Origin of the sequence: Exiguobacterium sp. s192, assembly GCF_018618795.1 — a bacterium.
Lineage (GTDB): Bacteria > Bacillota > Bacilli > Exiguobacteriales > Exiguobacteriaceae > Exiguobacterium_A > Exiguobacterium_A undae.
Window position 1 is genome coordinate 202,157 of the sequence record NZ_JACSMS010000001.1, and the last position, 20,270, is coordinate 222,426.

Below are 20,270 nucleotides of genomic sequence, written 5' to 3' on the forward strand. Positions count from 1 at the left end.
TACCCTATATGTTTGATGATTCTTTTGAATCTATGTGAAGTGCTCGTTCGTATACTAGATAAGAGCGAGAGGAAAGGAGTGGACATATTGAAAATCGAACGCGTCAATGACAACACCGTCAAGTTCTTCATTACGTACACGGATATCGAACGCCGCGGCTTTGCCCGTGATGAGATTTGGTACAACCGTGAGCGTGGAGAACAGTTATTCTGGCAGATGATGGATGAAGCGAATGAAAAAGAGTCCATCTCCTTCGAAGGTCCACTATGGATACAAGTACAGGCATTTGAAAAAGGTCTAGAAGTCACTGTCACGATCGCTAAAACATCAGTCGATGGTGAACAAGTAGATGAAGAGGAACTGGATTCCCTACTCCGTTCCGCAATGTCTGATGCGGAAGAGAAAGAAACAGAACTCAGTCAAGACGTCTTATTTGAAACAACGGATTTCGAGCATATCATTGCCCTTAGCCAATATGCAGAAGCACCTGTCTTCGAAGAACTCAATACCTCTCTGTATCAGAAAGATGGATTATACCTGCTTCATCTTCATTTCAAGGATGCAACGGAAGTGGAAGAACAGGAAAATGTCATGAGTCTGATTGCGGAATACTTGAACTTCAGTGAACAAACGATTCATCCGGTAGCTGAGTACGGGAAAACAATTATTGCGGAAGATGTCTTTACCTTTGTCCGCAGTCATTTTCCAAAGTAAATCAGCAAACGCATAACATGCCATCAAAAAGGACTGCTCCTATACGTCAGGAAGCAGTCCTTTCTGATGTAGAGATTCATCAGGTCAGCGTATAACCACCGTCGACGATTAACGTCTGTCCATTGATGTAACTCGCTTTGTCGGATAATAAGAAACAGACGACCTCCGCGATTTCGGATGGTTGGGCGGCTTGACCGCGCAAATGGTGTTTCATCGCCAAGTCGAATTTATCCTTCCCGCCATATAAAGAGTGGCTCAGCTTCGTATCGACCGGACCGGGACAGATGGCGTTAAAGCGGTATTTCCCGTGAAACCGAGCGGCGTATGTTTTCGTAAGGGTGAGAAGGGCACTTTTGGAAGACGCATACGGCAACAGCATGGCCGGGAACTTCACGTGACCGACGATCGCGCTGTTATTGACGATGGAGGCACCTTTTGTGAAACGCTTAACGGCGAGTTGAATGATTTGTTCCGGTGCATGATAATTGACTTGGAACACTTTTTTTTGCTGATCGGTTACGCGTTCCGGGGCCACTGGTTTTCCGAATGTACCAGCATTGTTAAAAATGCCGTCAAGCGTCGGAAACTGTTCTTTTGTGTCTTCAAAGAATCGTTCGATCTCTTCAGGCACGGACAGATCGACCGGGAAAAAGCTGATGCGTCCATTTCCGTTCGTCTCCAGTTCCTTCCCGCTCGTTTCATTTCGTCCAAGTGCGAGGACCGTATGTCCCTCGCGTGCCAATTGTAAGGCTGTTGCTTCTCCGATTCCGCTTGTTGCACCAGTTACTAGATAAGTTTTCATACTTACTCTTCCCTTCTACATAAAGTGTGTTCCATATCAAATCAAAGGAGGGGATCTCATGTTGCGGCGTGTCCAATTACTTATGACGTTACTGCTGACGGTCAGCCTGATCGGTTTCCTTTCGTATTACTGGAGTGTGTACATGGTAGGATGGTTATCCCTGGTCATCATTCTGGTCGTACTGAGTGTTTTTGTCATCATCTTACTGGAGAACCGTAATCCGGAACGAACGCTTGTCTGGGCTCTTGTCATGATGGCACTCCCAGTCGTCGGTGTGTTTGTGTATTTTACCTTTGGTCAAAATTATAGACGAAAAAGAATGTTTCGTCTGAAAGCGATGCTCGATGAAGAGTCTTACATTAAATATCGTACCCAGTTTGATCATGGTGTACACAATCAAGTGTTCAAACATGGACATTACGCAAAGGTTGTTAAACTTATTGATTCGATCAGTCGCCTGCCGATTTCGTATAATAGCCATACGAAGGTGTTGACGAATGGACAAGAAAAATTTCCTTTGTTATTAACAGAAATCCGTCAGGCGGAGCATCATATTCACCTGCAGTATTATATCGTGCGGGATGATGAACTGGCGTTAGAGTTGCAGGCTGCTTTGATTGAACGGGCGCAAGCCGGTGTAGAAGTCCGTTTTTTGTATGATGCAGTCGGTTGCTTCTCGACTGATAAAGCGTATTTTAAAAAGATGGAGGCGGCAGGCATCGAAGTGCACGCGTTTTTCCCTGTCGTCCTGCCGTTCATCTCCAGTAAATCCAACTATCGCAATCACCGGAAAATCGTTGTCATCGATGGCACGGTCGCCTTTACGGGAGGCATCAACGTCGGCGATGAATACTTGGGAAAAGATAAGACGTTTGGATTTTGGCGGGATACTCATCTGATTGTCCGCGGCGAAGCCGTTTCCGAACTCCAATTGATTTTTCTTCAGGATTGGTATTACATGACCGGAGAGCGGTTGTTTACCCCGTACTATATGAAACCGCTTGAAGTCATGGAGAACGCAACAGGGGGCGTACAGATCATCGCCAGTGGTCCGGATGAGCCGTATGAAACGATGAAGTCCCTGTACTTTGGTTTAATTACGGAAGCAAGGCACTCTGTCTATATCGCCTCTCCTTATCTGATTCCAGATGAAGACTTGATGACGGCATTAAAAACGGCTGCGATGTCCGGAATCGATGTCCGAATCCTCTTGCCAAGTTTTCCGGATCATAAAATCGTTTTTTATGCGAGTCGTTCCTATTTTGATGACCTGTTGTTAGCAGGTGTAAAAATTTATGAATACAACAAAGGATTCATGCATTCCAAAGTCATTGTAGTGGATGACGCGATTGCGACGATTGGAACAGCCAACATGGATTTAAGAAGTTTTCACTTAAATTTTGAAGTCAACGCCTTTTTATACGGTACAAATTCCGTTCATGAATTGACCCGTGATTTTTATGAAGATTTTTCGAATTCTTCACAAGTCGAACGAAGTGTTTTTATTCGGAGAAGTTTCAGGCAACGGCTGGTCGAATCGATTTCCCGTTTATTCTCACCGTTGCTTTAACCTGTCATGCCACTGCGTAAAAGGAGGGGTAAGATGTTTGAAGCGATTGATGAACACGGAAATCGGATCAACAGTCAGCTAGAGACCGCACACTCATTGGCTCAAAAAATATTGTATTGCCCGTATTGTCGGACACGACTCCGGGTCAGGCAGGGGAAACGACGGTTGCATTTCGTTCACCTGACCTCGTGCACGGGCGAATCAACCGATCATGTATTTTGGAAAACGTATCTGGCTGCTTATTTCCGAAAACTTCATTTCGAGGTCGAACTGGAAGCGGTTCGAGGAAAAAGAAGATTTGATCTTTTGCTTCAGCCGGGAGCGATTGGAATTGAGATTCAACGCTCAAAAATGAGCGCGGACGAATGGAAACGAAGGGCCTTACTGGATCAGCAATCCGGTTATGAGGTGCGTTGGATTGGATTTCGTGACACGGAAGGACCGATTTTTCAAATGGATGCCTGGATGAAACAAGCCTTTTCCGAAGACGGTTACGTCGATGTCGTTGAAAAGGGGAAGATCGTCCGTTATACGTATCCGCTTCCGTTTGCTCGGCGCGTTGCGTTTTGTCAACGTGTTCCGCTGACAGTGGACGGCTTTTTATCACCTTGCCCGATTCCCCGAAAGTTTCCCGAGCGCCAATGGGCGACGCTGGTTAAAAATTATCGGCTTCGCCCATTTTTTTCTTCTTTGCCTTCGCATTACTTGCGACACCCCCTTTATCAGTCCCGTCTTCACGTCTCTACAGTCCCCAGTTGGTGTTATCTTCCGTTGTCGACCTTGATTTCCATTCCGATCCACCCCTTTGAACTGCAACTCGCTGCTTTTCTCCGGTTGAAGGACGACTATTCAGAACAGCGTTTAACGACATTTCTTACTTCCTGCCTGACTGAATGTCATATTGCTTACGAGTGGTCTTGTTTACATGAACTGATTCGTGAATGGCAGGTGATGATTGATTTTATTAAAAGAACACTCCCGGAACTTTTTAAGCAGGACTCTCTCGATTTAGCAGGACGCTTACAGGAAGATCAAAAATTAGCAGGAGCGCTTCGTTTGTTTGTCGAAAGGGAAACAGGTATAAATGAAGTAAAGGAGTGATTCAAATGGCAGAAGTATTAACCCGGAATGATGTGAATGTTGAAGAAACATGGAATTTAGAGTCCATTTACGAAACGAACGAGGCATGGGAAGAGGAATTTGAATCGGTCAAAGCGATGCTTCCGTTACTTGTCGAGTACAAAGGGCGTCTGGCGCAGACGGATGCGATTCTATTTGAAGGATTACAGTTACGTGATGAGGTTTCAAGACGTCTGCATAAACTCTATACATACGCCCATATGCGTTACGATGAGAATACGGCAGACAGTTTCTATCAGGCGATGAATGACCGTGCCCGGACACTGGCGTCCCAAATTGGTGCCACGTTAGCATTCATGACGCCGGAGTTGTTGGAAGTACCGGAAGAAACAATTGCTTCTTATTTAGAGAAAAATCCGGATCTTGCATTATATCGTCATGCCTTCGATGAGTTGAACCGTGAGCGTGAACACGTCTTATCAGAAGCAGAAGAGGCGATTTTAGCGAAATCCGGTGAAGTTCTGGGTCAATCCGGAACGACGTTTGGCATGCTGAATAATGCGGACATGAAATTCCCGAAGATTAAAGGGGAAAATGGGGAAGAGACGGAGTTGACACACGGACGCTTTATCACGTTCATGGAGTCAAAGGACCGCTCTGTTCGTGAAGCTGCCTTTAAAGCCATGTACGGGACATACAGCCAGTATACAAACACATTAGCTTCTACCTTAGCAGGATCGATCAAAAAAGATAACTTTTATGCAGAAGTCCGTAAATTCAAAACGGCGCGCGAATCGGCCTTACATGGAAATACGATTCCGGAACAAGTCTATGACGGCTTGATTGAAGCAGTCCATGAACATTTACCATTGTTACATCGTTATGTGGCGTTACGGAAACGGATCTTAGGTGTCGAAGAGCTACATGTCTACGATATGTATACACCACTTGTGAGTGAAGTGGAAATGAAAGTCACGTACGAGGAAGCCAAACAATTGATGATCGATGGCCTTGCTCCACTCGGTGCGGAATACAAACATATCTTAGAAGACGGTTTAGCAAAACGTTGGGTAGATGTCCGGGAAACACGTGGCAAGCGGAGTGGTGCCTATTCTTCAGGAGCATACGATACGCAACCGTTCATCTTGATGAACTGGCAAGACAACGTCAATAACCTGTTCACGTTGGCACACGAGTTTGGGCACTCCGTTCACAGTTACTATACACGTCAAAATCAGCCATATGCGTACGGTGACTACTCGATTTTTGTTGCGGAAGTCGCATCAACGACAAACGAGGCACTATTAAATGATTATCTGTTAAAACGAGTGACGGATAAAAATGAAAAACTGTATCTGTTGAACAATCAGTTGGAGACATTCCGTGGAACGTTGTTCCGACAAACGATGTTTGCTGAATTTGAACATCAAATTCATGAAGCAGCACGACTCGGTCAAGCGTTGACACCTGAGTTTTTAACAAAAACGTATTATGCACTCAATGAGACGTATTTCGGGGACGGGATTGTTCTCGATGAAGAAATCGGATTAGAGTGGGCACGGATTCCACACTTCTATTACAACTATTATGTGTATCAGTATGCGACAGGTATTTCTGCGGCGGCAGCACTGACTTCACAAATTTTAGAAGAAGGACAGCCCGCTGTCGACCGTTACATCAACAATTTCCTGAAGGCCGGATCGAGTGACTATCCGATTGAAGTATTAAAAGCAGCTGGAGTCGATATGACGACAAAAGCTCCTGTTGAAGCGGCTCTGCGCCAATTCGAACGTGTATTGGATGAATTCGAGGCATTGCTTGGAGAATGACGAAATTGTGAATTTTTGAACATAGGGATGGAATTTTGAGAAAAGTTGATTTATACTAATCATGTGAAGAGGATCACATTCCCCTGTTTTTCTCTTTTCCCCCATCCAATGGTCATGAAGATGACAAAAAAGCCGTTCCACGAAAGTGGAAACGGCTTTTTTTATTAAGCATGTGCTGAATCTTTCAAGTGACGCCAGACTTTACCGTCACAGTAAGAAAGGGAAACACATTTTTGTTGAAGCATTAGTTTTTTTAATTCATGTTCGACCTGCGCTTCTGTCGCATCATAGATAAAGGCGATTTCAGAAGTTGTTGCCGTGTCATACCGTCTCAAGAACTGTTCGAGAGGAGGCTTTGCCTGTTTCTCGAAAGGCTGTTCCAATAATTCGTTTAGAATGGATACATAGATCAAATATTCATAATGACCTTCGGCTTTGATTGCTTCCTCATCTCCAACAAAAGCAAGCGTTGGTAGAATTCTGACATCCCAGTCTGTAACGAGTTCCGTCTCTTTTTCAAGCATCAATTGAATCGTGTCCGACTCAATATCTCGATGGAACTCTGCTAAATCCAGACCAAATTCTGTTAAGGCTTCCGCTAAATGCATTAAAGAGGTGCGTGAATAGGCACGCTCGCCTTCAACATTATGCAACATCCGTAAACGGCGCATGAAGCGCATGCCAAGCGGTTTTCCTTGTAGTTCAATCGCTTTTAAGATCAGCAGAGGCGACATATCACATGCCGACCGGGATGGGGCACAAGGAATCGTTGCAATCGTCCGTATGCGGAATAAATGACCGTATTCTAATTCTAATTTCTTGAGAACGGGAATCAACCGTAAACCATCCGTTTGTGTGACGTCTAGAAAATGATAAATTTCCAGAGGTTTCGTCGGTTGTTGAATTGATGGTTCGTCCAATGAACAATACGATCCGTTACATTGTTCGTGTTCCATCCGTTCACCCCTTTTCTGTTAATATCGTTACCCTATTTTAGCAACGAAAAAAAAGAAAGAGCAAAGGTTTTGCTTGTACATTTCTACACGATTAGCGTGAAAGCGCTTTAAGGTCCATGAAACGGACGATTTTATTTTTCGTTTGACGTTGTGGAATACCGTTTGATTGGAGCAAATCTTCAAATGCTTGCTTACCGGTTGCATAATCGGTTACCTCAAACTCTAACTCATAATCGGTCACACCGAGATAACGACTTTTATCCAAAACAAGCAATCCTGCCTCCAGCTGCTGTTCAAACCGTTCTGTTTCGAGACGTCCTAAGTGTTCAAGTGAAGAAGATAAGTTAAATTTTTCCAATTGTGATTTCATTTCGTTCGAATGGATCAGTCCGTACTGGAACAAATCTTCCGCCTCGGCTTCAGATAAAGAAACGTGTGTTTCAAGTAAGCCATCGTCTTTAGGTTCTTTTAAGGTCAAGACGAGACCTGATTTTTTTTCACGGATTCTTAGAGCGGCACCGTGATTTCGAAGTTCAAAGGTAGGCGTGTCAAAATAGTCGTTCGCTTGCCAAACAGATGAGCTTTTTTTGTTGTAGTGTTCCATCAGTTGGTTGTACTCCGACTCTTCTAACAGGTTTTTAAATTCAATTTCCATTTCTTGTCTCATTACTAACGACACCTTTCTAGTTGAATGCTTGAAAATATGATACCATGAATGGTGTAAAGGAACGAATCGAACCAATAATTTAGACTAAAAGTGGTGACAACAACGATGACAAAAGAAAATTGGGATTTATTTCTCGCACCGTACCAAATCGCAGTGGATGAATTGAAGGTAAAGCTAAAAGCCATTCGAAAACAATTTCAACAACGTGGGGAACATTCACCGATTGAATTTGTCACAGGGCGTGTCAAACCTGTAAAAAGTATTTTACAGAAGGCAGAACGGAAATCGATTGAGATCGACTTGCTTGATCAAGATATGCAAGATATTGCAGGTCTTCGAATCATGTGTCAATTCGTGGACGACATCATCCATGTCTTAGAGTTGTTGCGGTCACGGGGAGATTTCAAGATTGTTGAAGAACGCAACTACATCACGCAAAAGAAAGAGAGTGGATACCGTTCGTATCACATCATCATCGCCTATCCGGTTCAAACGATTGAAGGAGAGGTTCCGACGCTTGTCGAGATTCAAATTCGGACACTGGCGATGAATTTTTGGGCGACGATTGAACATTCTCTAAACTATAAATACCAGGGCAATATTCCGGAAGAGACACGAGAACGATTACGGCGTGCGGCTGAAGCCGCTTTTCTGCTCGATGCGGAAATGAGTCAGCTGAAAGTAGAGATACAAGATGCGCAAGTCGTGTTACACGAACGACAAGCGACTGAAACTAAAAATCGATCGAAAGAGTAGGGGGATGACGATGCGTTTTGCGGTTACAGCGCGCGGGGATGAACGGTCTCACATGCTTAAGGAACAATTGGAACAAGCGTTGATGGAACGGGGAAGTCATCGAGACACCGTTACTCCGGAAATCGTGATTTCAATCGGTGGGGACGGGACGATGTTACAGGCTTTCCATTCCTATTTGGATCAAGTGGAGAACATTACGCTTGTCGGGATTCATACGGGGCATCTCGGTTTTTATGCCGATTGGAGACCGGAAGAGATGGGTGAGTTGATCCAGCACATTGCGGACAACAATGTCGCGACGGTCGAGTATCCGTTGCTTGAATTATCGATTGACTATGCGGATGGTTCGACGAATCAGTTGTTAGCACTTAACGAATGTACAATCAAAAGCTTCAACCAGACGTTAGTGTGTGACCTTTCGATTCGTGGGGAGTACTTTGAGACGTTTCGGGGGGATGGGTTATGCATCTCCACGCCATCCGGTTCGACAGCCTACAATAAGGCACTGGGTGGAGCGATCGTGCATCCGGCGTTAGAAGCGATTCAAATCACAGAGATGGCATCAATCAATAACCGGGTGTACCGGACAATTGGCTCCCCGATGTTGCTTCCAAAACATCATGACGTCGAAATCCGACCCGTTAATCCGATTGATTTTCAATTGACGTACGATCATTACGCTTCGATCGTGCATCAAAACGTCAAATCGATTCGTTGTCGTGTATCGGACAAAAAGGTGAAATTCGCCCGATTCCGTTCCTTCCCGTTTTGGCAGAGAGTAAGAGAATCATTTTTAGCAGAAGAAAGAAGTTAAACGAGGTAAATAGCATGGCATTTCAATTAAAAAAAGAAGTAACTAGGGAACAAGAGGGATGGAGTGTCAGTTATTTTTGCACCACATGCCTACATATCTCCCGCAAGATGCTTGTGTCGATCAAGCATCATGGTGAGATCTTACGGAATGGTCAACATGTCAATGTCACGGAAACCGTCCATCCCGGAGATCAGATTCATGTCCACTTCCCGGAAGAACATCCTGCCGAAGATATGCACGCGACAAGTGGCGAGCTGGATGTCCTGTTCGAAGACGACTGGTTATTGATCGTCAACAAACCACCCGGGATGGCATCGATTCCCTCGCGCCTTCATCCGGAACGTTCCTTGTCGAATTTTGTGCTCGGCTATTATCAACAACACAATATTCCTTATGCGATTCATATCGTCAATCGGTTGGATCGCGACACAAGTGGTCTGGTCGTCTTTGCTAAGCATGCGCTTGCGCACCACCAACTGAGTAAGATGCAACAAAATGGTCTGCTCGATCGGCGCTATGTCGCGTTGATTGAGGGACATCTTTCTCCCCAAACGATCAATCTTCCGATTGGTCAAACTGATCATTCCTTTATGGAACGAATGGTGCGGGAGGACGGACAACAGGCCATTACGCATATCTTGACGAGTGAACCCATCACTGCGTTTTCTAAGGCACTTTCACGATTGACGATTAAATTAGAGACCGGTCGAACGCACCAAATTCGTGTCCATCTGGCAGCCTTGGGTCATCCCTTGGTCGGCGACACGATGTACCGGGGAACGCCTCTTATTCCACGACAAGCGTTACATAGTGCGTCCGCTACATTTCCACACCCCGCTACAGGTGAGCTGATGACATTCATTGCACCATTGCCGGACGATTTATCTGTTTAAACCAAAAAGAGTGGATTCCAATTTCGGAATCCACTCTTTTGCTTTAATCTTCATCAAACATCGAAATTCGTGACTGTGAAGCAATCGCCATGATCAAACCAAGACCAACCAGGTTAACAATCATCGTCGAACCACCATAACTGATGAAAGGTAGAGGAAGACCGGTGATCGGTAAGACCCCCATCGTCATACCGATGTTTTGGAAAATCTGGAACGTAAACATCGCGACATAACCGGTTACGATGTAAGTTCCGAACGGATCGGCTGTTTCCAAAGCGATTTGAATCAACCGATAGATGAATAAGAACAAAACTATCAAGACGACGGCAGCCCCAATGAATCCGTAATGGGCAGAAATTGCCGTAAAGATGAAGTCGGTGTGGAGCTCCGGTACGGAGACTTGGAGTTTCCCGTAACCGACACCAAACATCTGACCAGAGCCGATTGCATTAATGGACTGGACCAGCTGATAAGAAAGATCATCTGCATATTCGAACGGTTGCAGCCACGCCATGATCCGGTTCATCGCATGTCCCGGGAAGAAGGTCGCCAGCAAATCGTTTTGGAAATAAAACAAGTAAAAGAAGCCGACAATTGCAACGGCAAATAAACCGAACATACTGAGCAACCATTTCCAGTTTAATCCGGACAGCAACATCGCACAGGCTAAGATGACACAGAGGATTAAGCCGATTCCCAAGTCAGGCTGAATGATGATCAACCCTAAAGGAAGTAACGTAATCGCAACCATTTTGGCTAACAATAACAAATCCCGTTCATGTTGGACATAACGGGCATTATGCTCCGAGATGACGGCCGCTAATGTGACAATCAAGAAAAATTTCATGAACTCGGCAGGCTGGACGGTTCCGATAACCGGGAACTGATACCATCCGTACGCTCCTTTGATATTTGCGACTAGCGGTGTATTCCGTAAAACGACAAGACCAATCAAAGAAAGGATTCCGGCGCCGTACAAGTACCAGTGAAAACGTTTCAGTTGTTCATAATCGATCAGGATGACAACGGATAGTGCAACGAAGCCGATCACATACCATTGAATTTGTTTCGCGGTGAAATTGATTTCACTAATTGCCCCTTGCAAAAACGGTTGTGCAGTATAAATCGCCAAAATACTGACGACCATCAGACAGCCGAGCAAAAAAAGCAATGTGTTATCATAACGTTGTGTAAATGATTTAAAACGGTTCATTCCATCCCTACTTTCTGTCTCTTTCTATATTACCGTAATTTATCAAAATCGCAATATCAAGAGCGATGGTTGACAGAAGCGTTACGTTTTTGTAACCTAGATATAGGTGTTATTACCAGGTACTAATTCAAGGGGGAACTCATAATGAATATTTATCCTTCGCTCGAAGGGAAGACGTACGTCGTGATGGGTGTCATCAATCAACGTTCAATCGCGTGGGGAATTGCACGTGCTTTAGACGCAGCGGGTGCTAGCTTGGCGTTTACGTACGTAGGAGAACGCTTTAAAGCACCACTCGAGAAATTGGGTCAGGAACTTTCACGTCCTGCAACGTATTACACGTGTGATGTGACGAGTGACGAAGAAATCAACCAAGTGTTCCAAACAATCCATGCCGATCATGGAAAAATCTCCGGGATTGCACACTCGATTGCCTTTGCGGACAAAGAAGCTTTACGCGGTGAATTTTCAGACGTCACGCGCGAACAATTTGCGCAAGCACTCGATATTTCAGCGTTTAGCTTAACGGCTGTCGTCAAAGCGGCAAAAGACTTCTTTACAGAAGATGCTTCTGTCATCACGTTGACGTATCTCGGTGGAGAAAAAATGGTACCGAACTACAATGTCATGGGCGTCGCAAAAGCGGCTCTTGATGCCAGTGTCCGTTACTTAGCAGCAGAATACGGGAAGCAGGGCGTACGTGTCAATGCCATTTCAGCGGGACCGATTCGGACGGTTTCAGCGAAAGGTGTCGGTGACTTTAATTCGATTCTTGAAAGTATCGAAGAGCGTGCACCACTTCACCGGAATGTCACGACGGAACAGATTGGACACAGCGGATTGTTCCTGTTGTCGCAAATGTCGAGCGGTGTCACGGGAGAAATTCTACACGTCGACAGCGGATTCCATATCCTATAATAAGATTTGCCGTCTCGAAAAACTCAAGACATGCAGTGAAAGCCAAGGGAAACCTTGGTTTTTTGTTTTTCTCGAAGCCATTTTGGGAATAAGACAATAACAAGCTGAAGATGAGGGAGAGGGATGGCATATGTATCAAGTGGATTTTACGGTTGTACAATATGTAAATCGTCAAGTCAGAGTCGATTTGGAGCGGAAAACAGAACCGGTCGCTCGCATCAATCCAATTAAATATGTGGAACCGCATCATGAGGAGTTAGAAGAACAAGCAAATGCCTATGGTGTATTGCCTGAATTAAAACTTCCCGGTCGCACGTTCGACCGGGAAGTTTGATGTTATTGACCTGTAAATCGGAACGTCTCGTACACACTCCAAGAACCATTTTCGAGTTCATAAAGAAGTGCCATTTTCGTGACGTCTTCTTGGAAGCGGATATCTTCCATTTTTAAGCGTTCGAGCACGTCAAACAGCTCGACATCGGATAAATCCTGTCCGATTGTGATGTGCGGCAAAAAATCATACTTCGGTGTATGCGTGAGGTCACCGGCATGTAAATCCCGGTGAAGTTGTTCGAGTTCATCCGTCGGCATAACCTTTAAGAACAAGACGTTATTCGTTGGGTGAAACGACCGTGCACCTTGAATATGAAGTGAAACAGGTTTTGTTTGCGCCGCCACCTTGTTTAGTGCAGCCACGATCGTATCGAGCTCTGAATCGTCTACACTGATGCGTTCGCGCATCGTAATGTGTGGTGTGATCAACGCGTACTTGGAATCATACCGTTTGCGGTATGAATTCGCAAAATCCTGAATCCGTTTCGATGGAAACAAAACTACCCCGATGTTCATCGAAAATCCCCTACTTTCCCCTGAAATGATAACGCTTTACAGCATAATCATGACGGATTATCGGCGTGATGTCAAAGAAGTTTGAGGGGAGAGGGGGAATCCGTGTATACTTGTGAAGAACTTTGTCAGAGAGGTGGATTTTGTCATGAAAGAAAAAGCACATTCAAAAGAGGTTAAGCAAGCAGCAATTGATAAGTTACACGAACGGGGCGTCACGATTCATGCGATAGCGGAAATCGTGTATCAGATGCAAGCGCCGTATACAATCGAATTAACACTTGAAACGTGTACGAGTTCTGTCGAACGTGTGCTCGAAAAACGTGAATTACAACATGCGATCCTTGTGGGGGCGGAACTGGATATCTTAGCAGAAAAAGGGTTGTTATCAGAACCGCTTCTGTCAATCATCCGCAGCGATGAAGGATTATTTGGCGTGGACGAGACGATTGCGATTGGTGCCGTTAATACGTACGGTTCGATTGCCGTCACGACGTTCGGATATTTAGATAAAGCCAAAATCGGCATCATCAAAGAACTGGACACGAAAGTGGACGATGGACGCGTCAATACATTTATGGATGATATCGTTGCGGCCATTGCAGCCAATGCGTCCGGGCGGTTGGCCCACCGCTTGCGTGATAAAGAAGATTATTCAGCAGAGGAACTCGAACAGCGGAAGGGAACGTATTAAATGAAATTAAACCAGCGTGCGTTACTTCTTTCTGGGATCGCGTTCATTCTCTTCATTAGTATCGCCATTTCGATTCGCTTGACGGGTTATTTTTTATTTGACGCCCAACTATCAAATCAAATGGCAAAACAAGTTCCAGCAGATTATGTCAGTTGGTTCACTCAGCTAGGATCCGGGGTTGGAGCCGTAACCGTCACGTTAATCTTGACGTTGATCAGTTACTATCTCTGGCGTGACCGGATCGGAAGCCTGTGGTACCTATTGTCATTTGCGGCAGTAGCTGTATTGAACCAAGTCGCAAAAGCCATCTTCGTCCGAGACCGGCCTTCACTGAATGAACTGGTCGGGGGAGTGGGCTATAGTTTTCCAAGCGGTCATTCATCGATGGCCTTTGCTGTGTACGGCGGATTTTTAATTTTGAGCTGGCGGTTTTTGAATCGTACCGGGAAAATCGTATTAGGAACAGTCCTTAGTCTGTTGATTCTTGCAATGGGGTCATCCCGCATCATCCTGAACGTCCATTATTTCTCGGATGTCGTCGGTGGATTCTGTTTTGCTGCTTTCATACTAGGATTGTCTTATGCTTTTATCTCGTCTCGACGTAAAAAGGAGCGGACGCATGTTACTACTTGATATCGATCACAGCTTGGTTTTTGATGAGCAGGTGATGAATACCTTATCTGTCCCGACATTATTAGTCGAACGTATGGATGGTCATAAACGTTTTATGACCATGCGGACACACTTACGCTTAAAACGACTCGTCGAACACAATCAAGTGATTCCCTTTACGAAGCGGACGCTTGAAACGTTTCGACAACTGGAGTTGTTCCAGATTGATGCTAAACCGAAATGGGCAATTCTTGAAAGCGGCAGTGTCTTACTAAAAGACGGAAAACCCGACAAACGATATGAGAACTGGTTGCGTCAATATCATAAGACGGCAGACCTCGAAGCAACACTCAGCTATCTGGAAGAGATCGAACAGCTGGAATGGACGGTTTATCCGGCTGAAATCTGGTCCGGTCGAACGAAACGACCTTATCAGATGATTGAGCGGGTCGCCGACGAAGCGGAACTTCTGGATCAACTGTTAAAACAAAATGTCTCAAACTGAAAAAAGCCCCTTGCCAAACATCGGCAAGGGGCTTTCTGATTAAGTTGGGACGTGGATCTCATCGAACCAAAAGACACCAACCGTTTCTGAACCGGCATGCGTCAAAATCGAGGGTCCAAACTGTGTGATCTCAATTGAAATCTGTGGCAATTTAGCTTGAAGGGCATCCCGTAATTGTTCAGCGGCAGGTCGAGCAAGCGTATGACCAATATAAAGCGTTTGTCGATAAAGGCCGGACTTGGCGATCTGTGAAGCAATCTCTGAAGTCATTTCATTAAAGGCTTTTTTGATCGAACGCACTTTTTTGAACGGAACCAGTTTTCCGACTTCATCAAACTTAACGATGGGTTTAATGTTCAACATGTTGGCAAGTAAAAATTGACTGCTCGACACGCGACCACTTCGACGCATCGTTTCCATATTACCGATGATGAGGTAAAAGTGTGATTGATGTTTAAACTGCTCCAAGACGGTCACGACTTCCTCCGGTCGTTTTCCTGCCTGTGCGAGTTGCATCGACACCCGTAACATTTCCTGTTGGTTGGCACCACCTGTATAGGAATCAATGGCATAGAGTTTGAAACCAACGGCATCCGCAGCGGCTACAGAGCTCGCGTACGTTCCGCTTAAGCCACTCGTGATGTGGACGGCGTAGCCGTAGTCATATCCTTCAGTCTTGAGACGTTCGTACAGTTCCACTAACTCACCGAAAGAAGGCTGCGAGGTGGTCGGGATAACGGAAGAATCGTGACGCATCTTCGCATCGAGTTCCTCGACCGATAGATCAACGTATTCACGATAGGATTCTCCATTGATGATGATGACAGTTGGTACTACATGGACACCGATTTTTTCTGCTTCCCCAGGTGGGAAAAATGCCATACTATCGGTAATCCAAGCGATCTTATCCATTAAAGCGACGCCTCCAGTAGAAATTCATTTTTTTAATCATACCATAGGCATGAAAGCGGCATCACTAGCCAATACGCTTTTCAGGAATAGAATCTTTTGAAACGTGTCCAATCGATGAACTGACGATAAATGTGATCAAAACGGGCAACAACCATGCTAAATTTTGTTCGACCAGCGGGAAAATCTTGTAGACCGCAGTCAGTGCACCCGGTAAGACTTTTAAGGAATGCAGGGCACTCCACAAAGAAAAGAACGCCGTCACGAACAGTGTCGTCCGGTAGACGAGTGTTGGTTTTTTTAAGAAGGAACGAATGAAGGTCAATCCAATTAACACGATGACGATCGGGTATAAAAACATCAGTACGGGAACCGCGATGGAGAGCAACGTTTTTAAACCGACAATCGAAATGGCGAAACCGAGAACTGTCGTGAAGATGCCCGTAACCGGTAAGGAAAGCCGTTTAGAAAACGTCATCAAGTATTCGGAGAAAGCGGTGACGAGACCAACGGATGTCGTCAGACAGGCGAGTAAAATGGCGACGCCTAAAATCATCAAACCAAACGTTCCGAACGTGTCATCCGCGTATTGTTGCAATAACGACGGACCATCGACAGCTCCGACGGCACCAAAACTGTTTCGTCCGATGAAACCAAGCCCTGTATAGACAAGTGTCAGTGAAACGGCAGCGATCAAACCAGCCCGTGTCACAGTCTGAAGTTGAGCCGTTCGGTGTTTTAGACCACGTGCGTGCAGTGTGTGCAAAATAATAACACCAAATACAAGGGCGCCCAGTGCATCGAGTGTCAGATACCCTTGAAGAAAACCTTGGATAAATGCATCGGTAAACGTGTCGTACCCGGGTGCCGGACGTTGAACCGGCGAAAGGGGATTGATGATACTGCTGATACTGAGTGTCGCGAGTGCTACGAGCAGCAGTGGAGTAATGAACCGACCGATGATATCAAGTAATTTACCAGGGCGAAGCACCAAGTATAAAGTTACTAAAAAGAAAATGGTTGAAGAGATCACCAGGCTAGTTTGGGATGGTCCACTCAGGAAAGGAACCACACCGAGCTCATACGTGACGACGGACGTTCGGGGAATCCCGAAAAACGGACCAATCGCGACATAGAGCGCAAAAGTCAAAAGGGCGCTGACGAATTTCGGAAGCGGGTTGGCAAGCGTGCTAATCCCGCCACCTACCCAGGCGACGGCAATCAATCCGGCTAACGGCAATCCAACGCCGGTCACGATAAAGCCGAGCATAGCAGGCAAAAATTGTGTTCCGGCTAAGGCACCGAGTTCAGGAGGGAAAATTAGGTTACCTGCACCAAAAAATAAAGCAAAAATCATGAATCCTAAAGCAAAGATGTCTTTCCGGTTCAACATATAAGTTACCTCCTGTTTTTCAATAATCTTGTCCACTATACCATTAGACCACAAGTGATGAAAGAATTTTTAGAATATTCGTTCGTCTCGTTGTCCATCCTTCTTGTAAAAAAGCAAATCCTTAAGCAAACATTCATTTTTTAAGGTTAACATGGACAAAATAAATCCTCAACCTGTCTTTTTTCAGCTGTTCCTTGATACCAAAAAAACCTGTGAGGTCAACGTTTTGACCTTACAGGTAGAGGGATGAAATGATTGAATTACCCATGGTAAACTAAAAAGAGTAGGAGTTTAGCTAGATGCCATGAAACGACCTTTCTTTTGTCGTCTCAGTTTATGGAGTAGCCAAGCGTGAACGACTTCGCACGATTGACGAGGGAGGGTCAGTTCCACGAGTGGTTCTTGTTGCTGACCGTGGATAATGAATAATCCTGTTTCTTCATCAATTGGTGAAATAGTCATTGAGCTCGCTTCATTCAGGGAGACTTTCAGCTCGCCCGTCGTCGCATCCTTTAATTTCAGAATGTTTCCGTTCGTTGCAAACTTCGTGAATGAACCGATTCCGTTCACTTTTAACTGATCCATGCTAATTTCCTCCTTCAGTTGATGCATTCTCGAAAATCGTAAGAAAAACAGGTACAACTTCTAACTTCCAAAAGGTTAATCTCATTATAACGAAGTCTGCTGAAGATGCCAGTACTAATTTATGTGAAAATTCAAACGATTTGGTAACAGTATTGTCATATAAGACATTACTTGAAAAGAGCCAGGAAACGAAGAGGAACGGACATATGAAAAAAGCATCTTGTCCGTGGCGGACGAAGATGCTGAAGATCATTGTAACTCCAAACTCCAATTTTTCTTACGATGAACCAACTCACCACGTTTGACGATGGATTCCTTTTTAGAATCAAGGTCTTCCTTCAAGACGGTCATATCTTCGTACCGTCCGGCGGCGTAGACCGGAATGCTGATGTTTCTTGTAAAAACGGATTGTTTGGCATTCGCAAAATCCATCAAAATTCCTTCACTGAGCAGATGACGTAAGTTGATAATGATTTCAGCCGTTAACGGAGAAGAAGGAAGACGCAACTCGCGACGCATTTTCCGTTGAATCAAAAAGGTCAACAGCTGTTCGATTCGTGACCAGTCTTTTAAATAGACAGTGGCTTGTACACCGGGGTTTTCACTAAAGTAAACCATCTCATTTTCGACAGACGACGTAAACGGACTCGGCATACCGCGTTTCATATGCATGATGAACAAAAGTTCTGCGATTTCAGCGTCTGTCAATGTATCAAGTGAATGGGAGGACCGGATGTCGATTGCGCTTAACGGAAAACGTTCGACTTCACCAGACTGAACGAACTGTTCGACTTCGTGTCCTTCCACGTAATGAAAAGATGTTCGCAAGGACTGTTTGGCAGACTTGAAGGCGGCACCTGAAATGAGTAAAGGGCGTTTTGAATCAGTCGCAACAATGAAATCGGCAAAGGTCACACCGGACATCGTCAATCGGTGATTCTCCGCATCTTCGTATAGATAAAGTAATGAATTAGACATAAACAAGCCTTCCTTCCTGAACAATCAATCCTATTATTTCAATAGTAGCAAAACTTCTATGACGCGAAAAGGATATTTCCCGCTGAAAACGGGCATAATAAAGAAAAGAGGTGATAGGTGATGTGGGGGTTACGCAAACCATTCCCAGAACTAAAGACGGAACGCTTTATCTTACGTGAACTAGAAAATAGGGATGCACGTGATCTGTTCAAGATTTTATCAGATGATGAGGTCATGTACTATTACGGATCAGATCCGTTGGTCACAGTTTATGAAGCCAAAAATGTCATCAGTTATTTCAAGGAACAGTTCACTCAAGGAAAAGCCATTCGATGGGCGATCGCCGATCAGCAAACCAATCAACTCGTTGGAACGATTGGTTTTCATAATTGGTTAACCCAATATCATCGAGCTGAAATCGGCTTTGAAGTCAGTCAAGAATATTGGCAGCAAGGTGTAGCATCGGAAGCGGCACGAGCTGTCTTGACACACGGTTTTGAAGATTTTGCCCTTCATCGCATCAGTGCTCTGGTGGCACCCGAAAATATCGCCTCGAACGCGCTTGTCCAAAAGCTTGGTTTTCAAGCAGAGGGATTGCTCGAGGATTATGCGTATAGTCACGGACGTTTCATGGATTTAACAATTTACCGGATGCTTGCATCGGAATGGAAAGGATGACCATTGAATGTCGAAACAGTCACTAGTCTTATTGCATGGATTTGCCGGAGGGACAGATTATTTTAACCGGGTGGAAGCCCGTCTTCGTTTATCGTTTGATGTTCTGGTGTTAGCACTGCCCGGACATGAAGGAGAAGCAGTGGGTCCGGATACAATGGAAGGATTCGCGACATGGGTGATGGAAGATCTCGAACGAAGAGGGATCGACCAACCGATTGTCATCGGTCACTCTTTTGGTGGCTATATCGTTTCTGCCATCGTTGAGATGTATCCCGAAAAAATTTCTGGATTCGGACTGGTCTATTCAACAGCTAAGGCGGATACAGATGAAGGAAAACAAAAGCGCAATCAAAACATCAGCCGTGTGAAAGAGATCGGTGTCCGGGAATTCGTTGACGGACTTGTACCCGGACTTTTTGCCGACGGAGCGGACCCGATGCTGATCTCAGAGGCAAAAGAATTGGGATACATGATGACGGTTGAAGGGGCGATTCGAGCATTATCTGCGATGCGTGATCGAAGAGATCTGACGAAAACATTAAGCAACACGTCTGTCCGTGGTCTGATTCTCCACGGGACGCTTGATCCCTTGATTACAGAAGAGAGTGCGTTTGCGCCACAAAATGAACGGATTCTATTCCGGTCGACGGACAGCAGCCATATGGGAATGCTCGAGACACCTGATGCGTTCGCTGATTTTGTGGAAGAAGCGTTTGCGAAATAACGGTTTTATTTAGTCAAATTCGTTTAAAAAGGGATGACTCGTTTCACGTGACTCCGACAGGAAAACGCGTGAAAGGAAGAGTGATCCCTTTTTGGTTCAGTCCTCATTTTTTGAGCTTTTGCATTGCAATTCCA

Annotated in this window: 23 protein-coding genes; 14 read left to right on the forward strand and 9 right to left on the reverse strand. The window is 45.0% G+C overall.

Features of this window, described 5'->3' with window-relative positions; all coding sequences use genetic code 11:
• The first annotated feature begins 87 nt into the window (after window positions 1-87).
• Window positions 88-714, forward strand: coding sequence for an adaptor protein MecA (gene mecA, locus KNP87_RS00940; RefSeq protein ID WP_026832475.1), 627 nt, complete (start codon window positions 88-90; stop codon window positions 712-714).
• 79 nt (window positions 715-793) lie between these two features.
• Here the strand turns inward: mecA and KNP87_RS00945 are convergent, their stop codons facing one another.
• The gene (locus KNP87_RS00945; protein WP_026832476.1) at window positions 794-1,516 is read right to left on the reverse strand and encodes an SDR family NAD(P)-dependent oxidoreductase; all 723 of its coding nucleotides are present in this window, start codon (window positions 1,514-1,516) and stop codon (window positions 794-796) included.
• 58 nt (window positions 1,517-1,574) lie between these two features.
• Here KNP87_RS00945 and cls point away from each other — a divergent pair, with 58 nt between their 5' ends.
• The 3 genes from cls to pepF are packed head-to-tail and all read left to right on the forward strand — an operon-like array spanning window position 1,575 to window position 5,995.
• The gene (cls, locus tag KNP87_RS00950; RefSeq protein WP_026832477.1) at window positions 1,575-3,086 is read left to right on the forward strand and encodes a cardiolipin synthase; all 1,512 of its coding nucleotides are present in this window, start codon (window positions 1,575-1,577) and stop codon (window positions 3,084-3,086) included.
• 33 nt (window positions 3,087-3,119) lie between these two features.
• A complete protein-coding gene (locus tag KNP87_RS00955) occupies window positions 3,120-4,187 on the forward strand; it encodes a competence protein CoiA family protein (RefSeq protein WP_214720582.1) in 1,068 nt (355 codons plus the stop codon).
• A 5-nt stretch (window positions 4,188-4,192) separates the two neighbouring features.
• The gene (gene pepF / locus KNP87_RS00960) at window positions 4,193-5,995 is read left to right on the forward strand and encodes an oligoendopeptidase F (RefSeq protein WP_214720583.1); all 1,803 of its coding nucleotides are present in this window, start codon (window positions 4,193-4,195) and stop codon (window positions 5,993-5,995) included.
• 164 nt (window positions 5,996-6,159) lie between these two features.
• Here pepF and KNP87_RS00965 read toward each other — a convergent pair whose 3' ends face one another.
• A complete protein-coding gene (locus KNP87_RS00965) occupies window positions 6,160-6,951 on the reverse strand; it encodes a DsbA family protein (protein WP_026832480.1) in 792 nt (263 codons plus the stop codon).
• A 91-nt stretch (window positions 6,952-7,042) separates the two neighbouring features.
• A complete protein-coding gene (locus KNP87_RS00970) occupies window positions 7,043-7,618 on the reverse strand; it encodes a CYTH domain-containing protein (protein ID WP_251135368.1) in 576 nt (191 codons plus the stop codon).
• A 105-nt stretch (window positions 7,619-7,723) separates the two neighbouring features.
• Between KNP87_RS00970 and yjbM the strand changes: the two genes are divergently transcribed.
• From yjbM to KNP87_RS00985, 3 genes are read left to right on the forward strand one after another with little or no spacing between them, the layout of a single operon-like run.
• A complete protein-coding gene (yjbM, locus tag KNP87_RS00975) occupies window positions 7,724-8,374 on the forward strand; it encodes a GTP diphosphokinase (protein ID WP_026832482.1) in 651 nt (216 codons plus the stop codon).
• Between the two features lie 10 nt (window positions 8,375-8,384).
• The gene (locus KNP87_RS00980) at window positions 8,385-9,188 is read left to right on the forward strand and encodes an NAD kinase (RefSeq protein ID WP_026832483.1); all 804 of its coding nucleotides are present in this window, start codon (window positions 8,385-8,387) and stop codon (window positions 9,186-9,188) included.
• Window positions 9,189-9,202: 14 nt separating this feature from the next.
• Window positions 9,203-10,081, forward strand: coding sequence for an RluA family pseudouridine synthase (locus KNP87_RS00985; RefSeq protein ID WP_214720584.1), 879 nt, complete (start codon window positions 9,203-9,205; stop codon window positions 10,079-10,081).
• Between the two features lie 43 nt (window positions 10,082-10,124).
• Here the strand turns inward: KNP87_RS00985 and KNP87_RS00990 are convergent, their stop codons facing one another.
• Complete coding sequence (locus tag KNP87_RS00990; RefSeq protein WP_214720585.1) at window positions 10,125-11,294, reverse strand: FtsW/RodA/SpoVE family cell cycle protein; 1,170 nt, start codon at window positions 11,292-11,294, stop codon at window positions 10,125-10,127.
• A gap of 144 nt (window positions 11,295-11,438) precedes the next feature.
• On the opposite strand from KNP87_RS00990, the gene fabI reads away from it, so the two are divergent.
• Both fabI and KNP87_RS01000 read left to right on the forward strand, forming a co-directional pair.
• The gene (gene fabI / locus KNP87_RS00995) at window positions 11,439-12,212 is read left to right on the forward strand and encodes an enoyl-ACP reductase FabI (protein WP_119923237.1); all 774 of its coding nucleotides are present in this window, start codon (window positions 11,439-11,441) and stop codon (window positions 12,210-12,212) included.
• Window positions 12,213-12,342: 130 nt separating this feature from the next.
• The gene (locus KNP87_RS01000; protein ID WP_014970836.1) at window positions 12,343-12,546 is read left to right on the forward strand and encodes a hypothetical protein; all 204 of its coding nucleotides are present in this window, start codon (window positions 12,343-12,345) and stop codon (window positions 12,544-12,546) included.
• Between the two features lie 2 nt (window positions 12,547-12,548).
• Here KNP87_RS01000 and KNP87_RS01005 read toward each other — a convergent pair whose 3' ends face one another.
• Window positions 12,549-13,061 carry a YjcG family protein gene (locus tag KNP87_RS01005; protein ID WP_026832487.1) on the reverse strand — a complete coding sequence of 171 codons (513 nt, stop codon included), beginning with the start codon at window positions 13,059-13,061 and terminating at the stop codon, window positions 12,549-12,551.
• Window positions 13,062-13,206: 145 nt separating this feature from the next.
• On the opposite strand from KNP87_RS01005, the gene KNP87_RS01010 reads away from it, so the two are divergent.
• From KNP87_RS01010 to KNP87_RS01020, 3 genes are read left to right on the forward strand one after another with little or no spacing between them, the layout of a single operon-like run.
• A complete protein-coding gene (locus KNP87_RS01010; protein ID WP_026832488.1) occupies window positions 13,207-13,752 on the forward strand; it encodes a phosphatidylglycerophosphatase A family protein in 546 nt (181 codons plus the stop codon).
• Window positions 13,753-14,385 (forward strand): phosphatase PAP2 family protein, encoded by a 633-nt coding sequence (locus KNP87_RS01015; RefSeq protein ID WP_051524799.1) that lies wholly within the window; start codon window positions 13,753-13,755, stop codon window positions 14,383-14,385. It abuts the gene before it with no gap.
• Window positions 14,372-14,869: an HAD family hydrolase gene (locus tag KNP87_RS01020; RefSeq protein WP_214720586.1), complete on the forward strand. Its 498-nt coding sequence runs from the start codon at window positions 14,372-14,374 to the stop codon at window positions 14,867-14,869. Before KNP87_RS01015 ends, KNP87_RS01020 begins: the two co-directional genes overlap by 14 nt.
• Window positions 14,870-14,908: 39 nt before the next feature.
• Here the strand turns inward: KNP87_RS01020 and KNP87_RS01025 are convergent, their stop codons facing one another.
• The 4 genes from KNP87_RS01025 to KNP87_RS01040 all read right to left on the reverse strand — a co-directional run bounded on the left by KNP87_RS01025 (window position 14,909) and on the right by KNP87_RS01040 (window position 18,734).
• Window positions 14,909-15,781 carry a DegV family protein gene (locus tag KNP87_RS01025; RefSeq protein ID WP_214720587.1) on the reverse strand — a complete coding sequence of 291 codons (873 nt, stop codon included), beginning with the start codon at window positions 15,779-15,781 and terminating at the stop codon, window positions 14,909-14,911.
• A gap of 64 nt (window positions 15,782-15,845) precedes the next feature.
• Complete coding sequence (gene brnQ / locus KNP87_RS01030; protein WP_026832491.1) at window positions 15,846-17,171, reverse strand: branched-chain amino acid transport system II carrier protein; 1,326 nt, start codon at window positions 17,169-17,171, stop codon at window positions 15,846-15,848.
• Window positions 17,172-17,462: 291 nt separating this feature from the next.
• Window positions 17,463-17,756 carry a hypothetical protein gene (locus KNP87_RS01035; protein ID WP_026832492.1) on the reverse strand — a complete coding sequence of 98 codons (294 nt, stop codon included), beginning with the start codon at window positions 17,754-17,756 and terminating at the stop codon, window positions 17,463-17,465.
• A 249-nt stretch (window positions 17,757-18,005) separates the two neighbouring features.
• Window positions 18,006-18,734, reverse strand: coding sequence for a hypothetical protein (locus KNP87_RS01040; RefSeq protein ID WP_026832494.1), 729 nt, complete (start codon window positions 18,732-18,734; stop codon window positions 18,006-18,008).
• 120 nt (window positions 18,735-18,854) lie between these two features.
• Here KNP87_RS01040 and KNP87_RS01045 point away from each other — a divergent pair, with 120 nt between their 5' ends.
• A complete protein-coding gene (locus KNP87_RS01045) occupies window positions 18,855-19,412 on the forward strand; it encodes a GNAT family N-acetyltransferase (RefSeq protein ID WP_026832495.1) in 558 nt (185 codons plus the stop codon).
• Between the two features lie 7 nt (window positions 19,413-19,419).
• Entirely contained in the window at window positions 19,420-20,136 is a 717-nt protein-coding gene (locus KNP87_RS01050; protein ID WP_214720588.1) for an alpha/beta fold hydrolase, read from the forward strand.
• The last annotated feature ends 134 nt before the right edge of the window (window positions 20,137-20,270 follow it).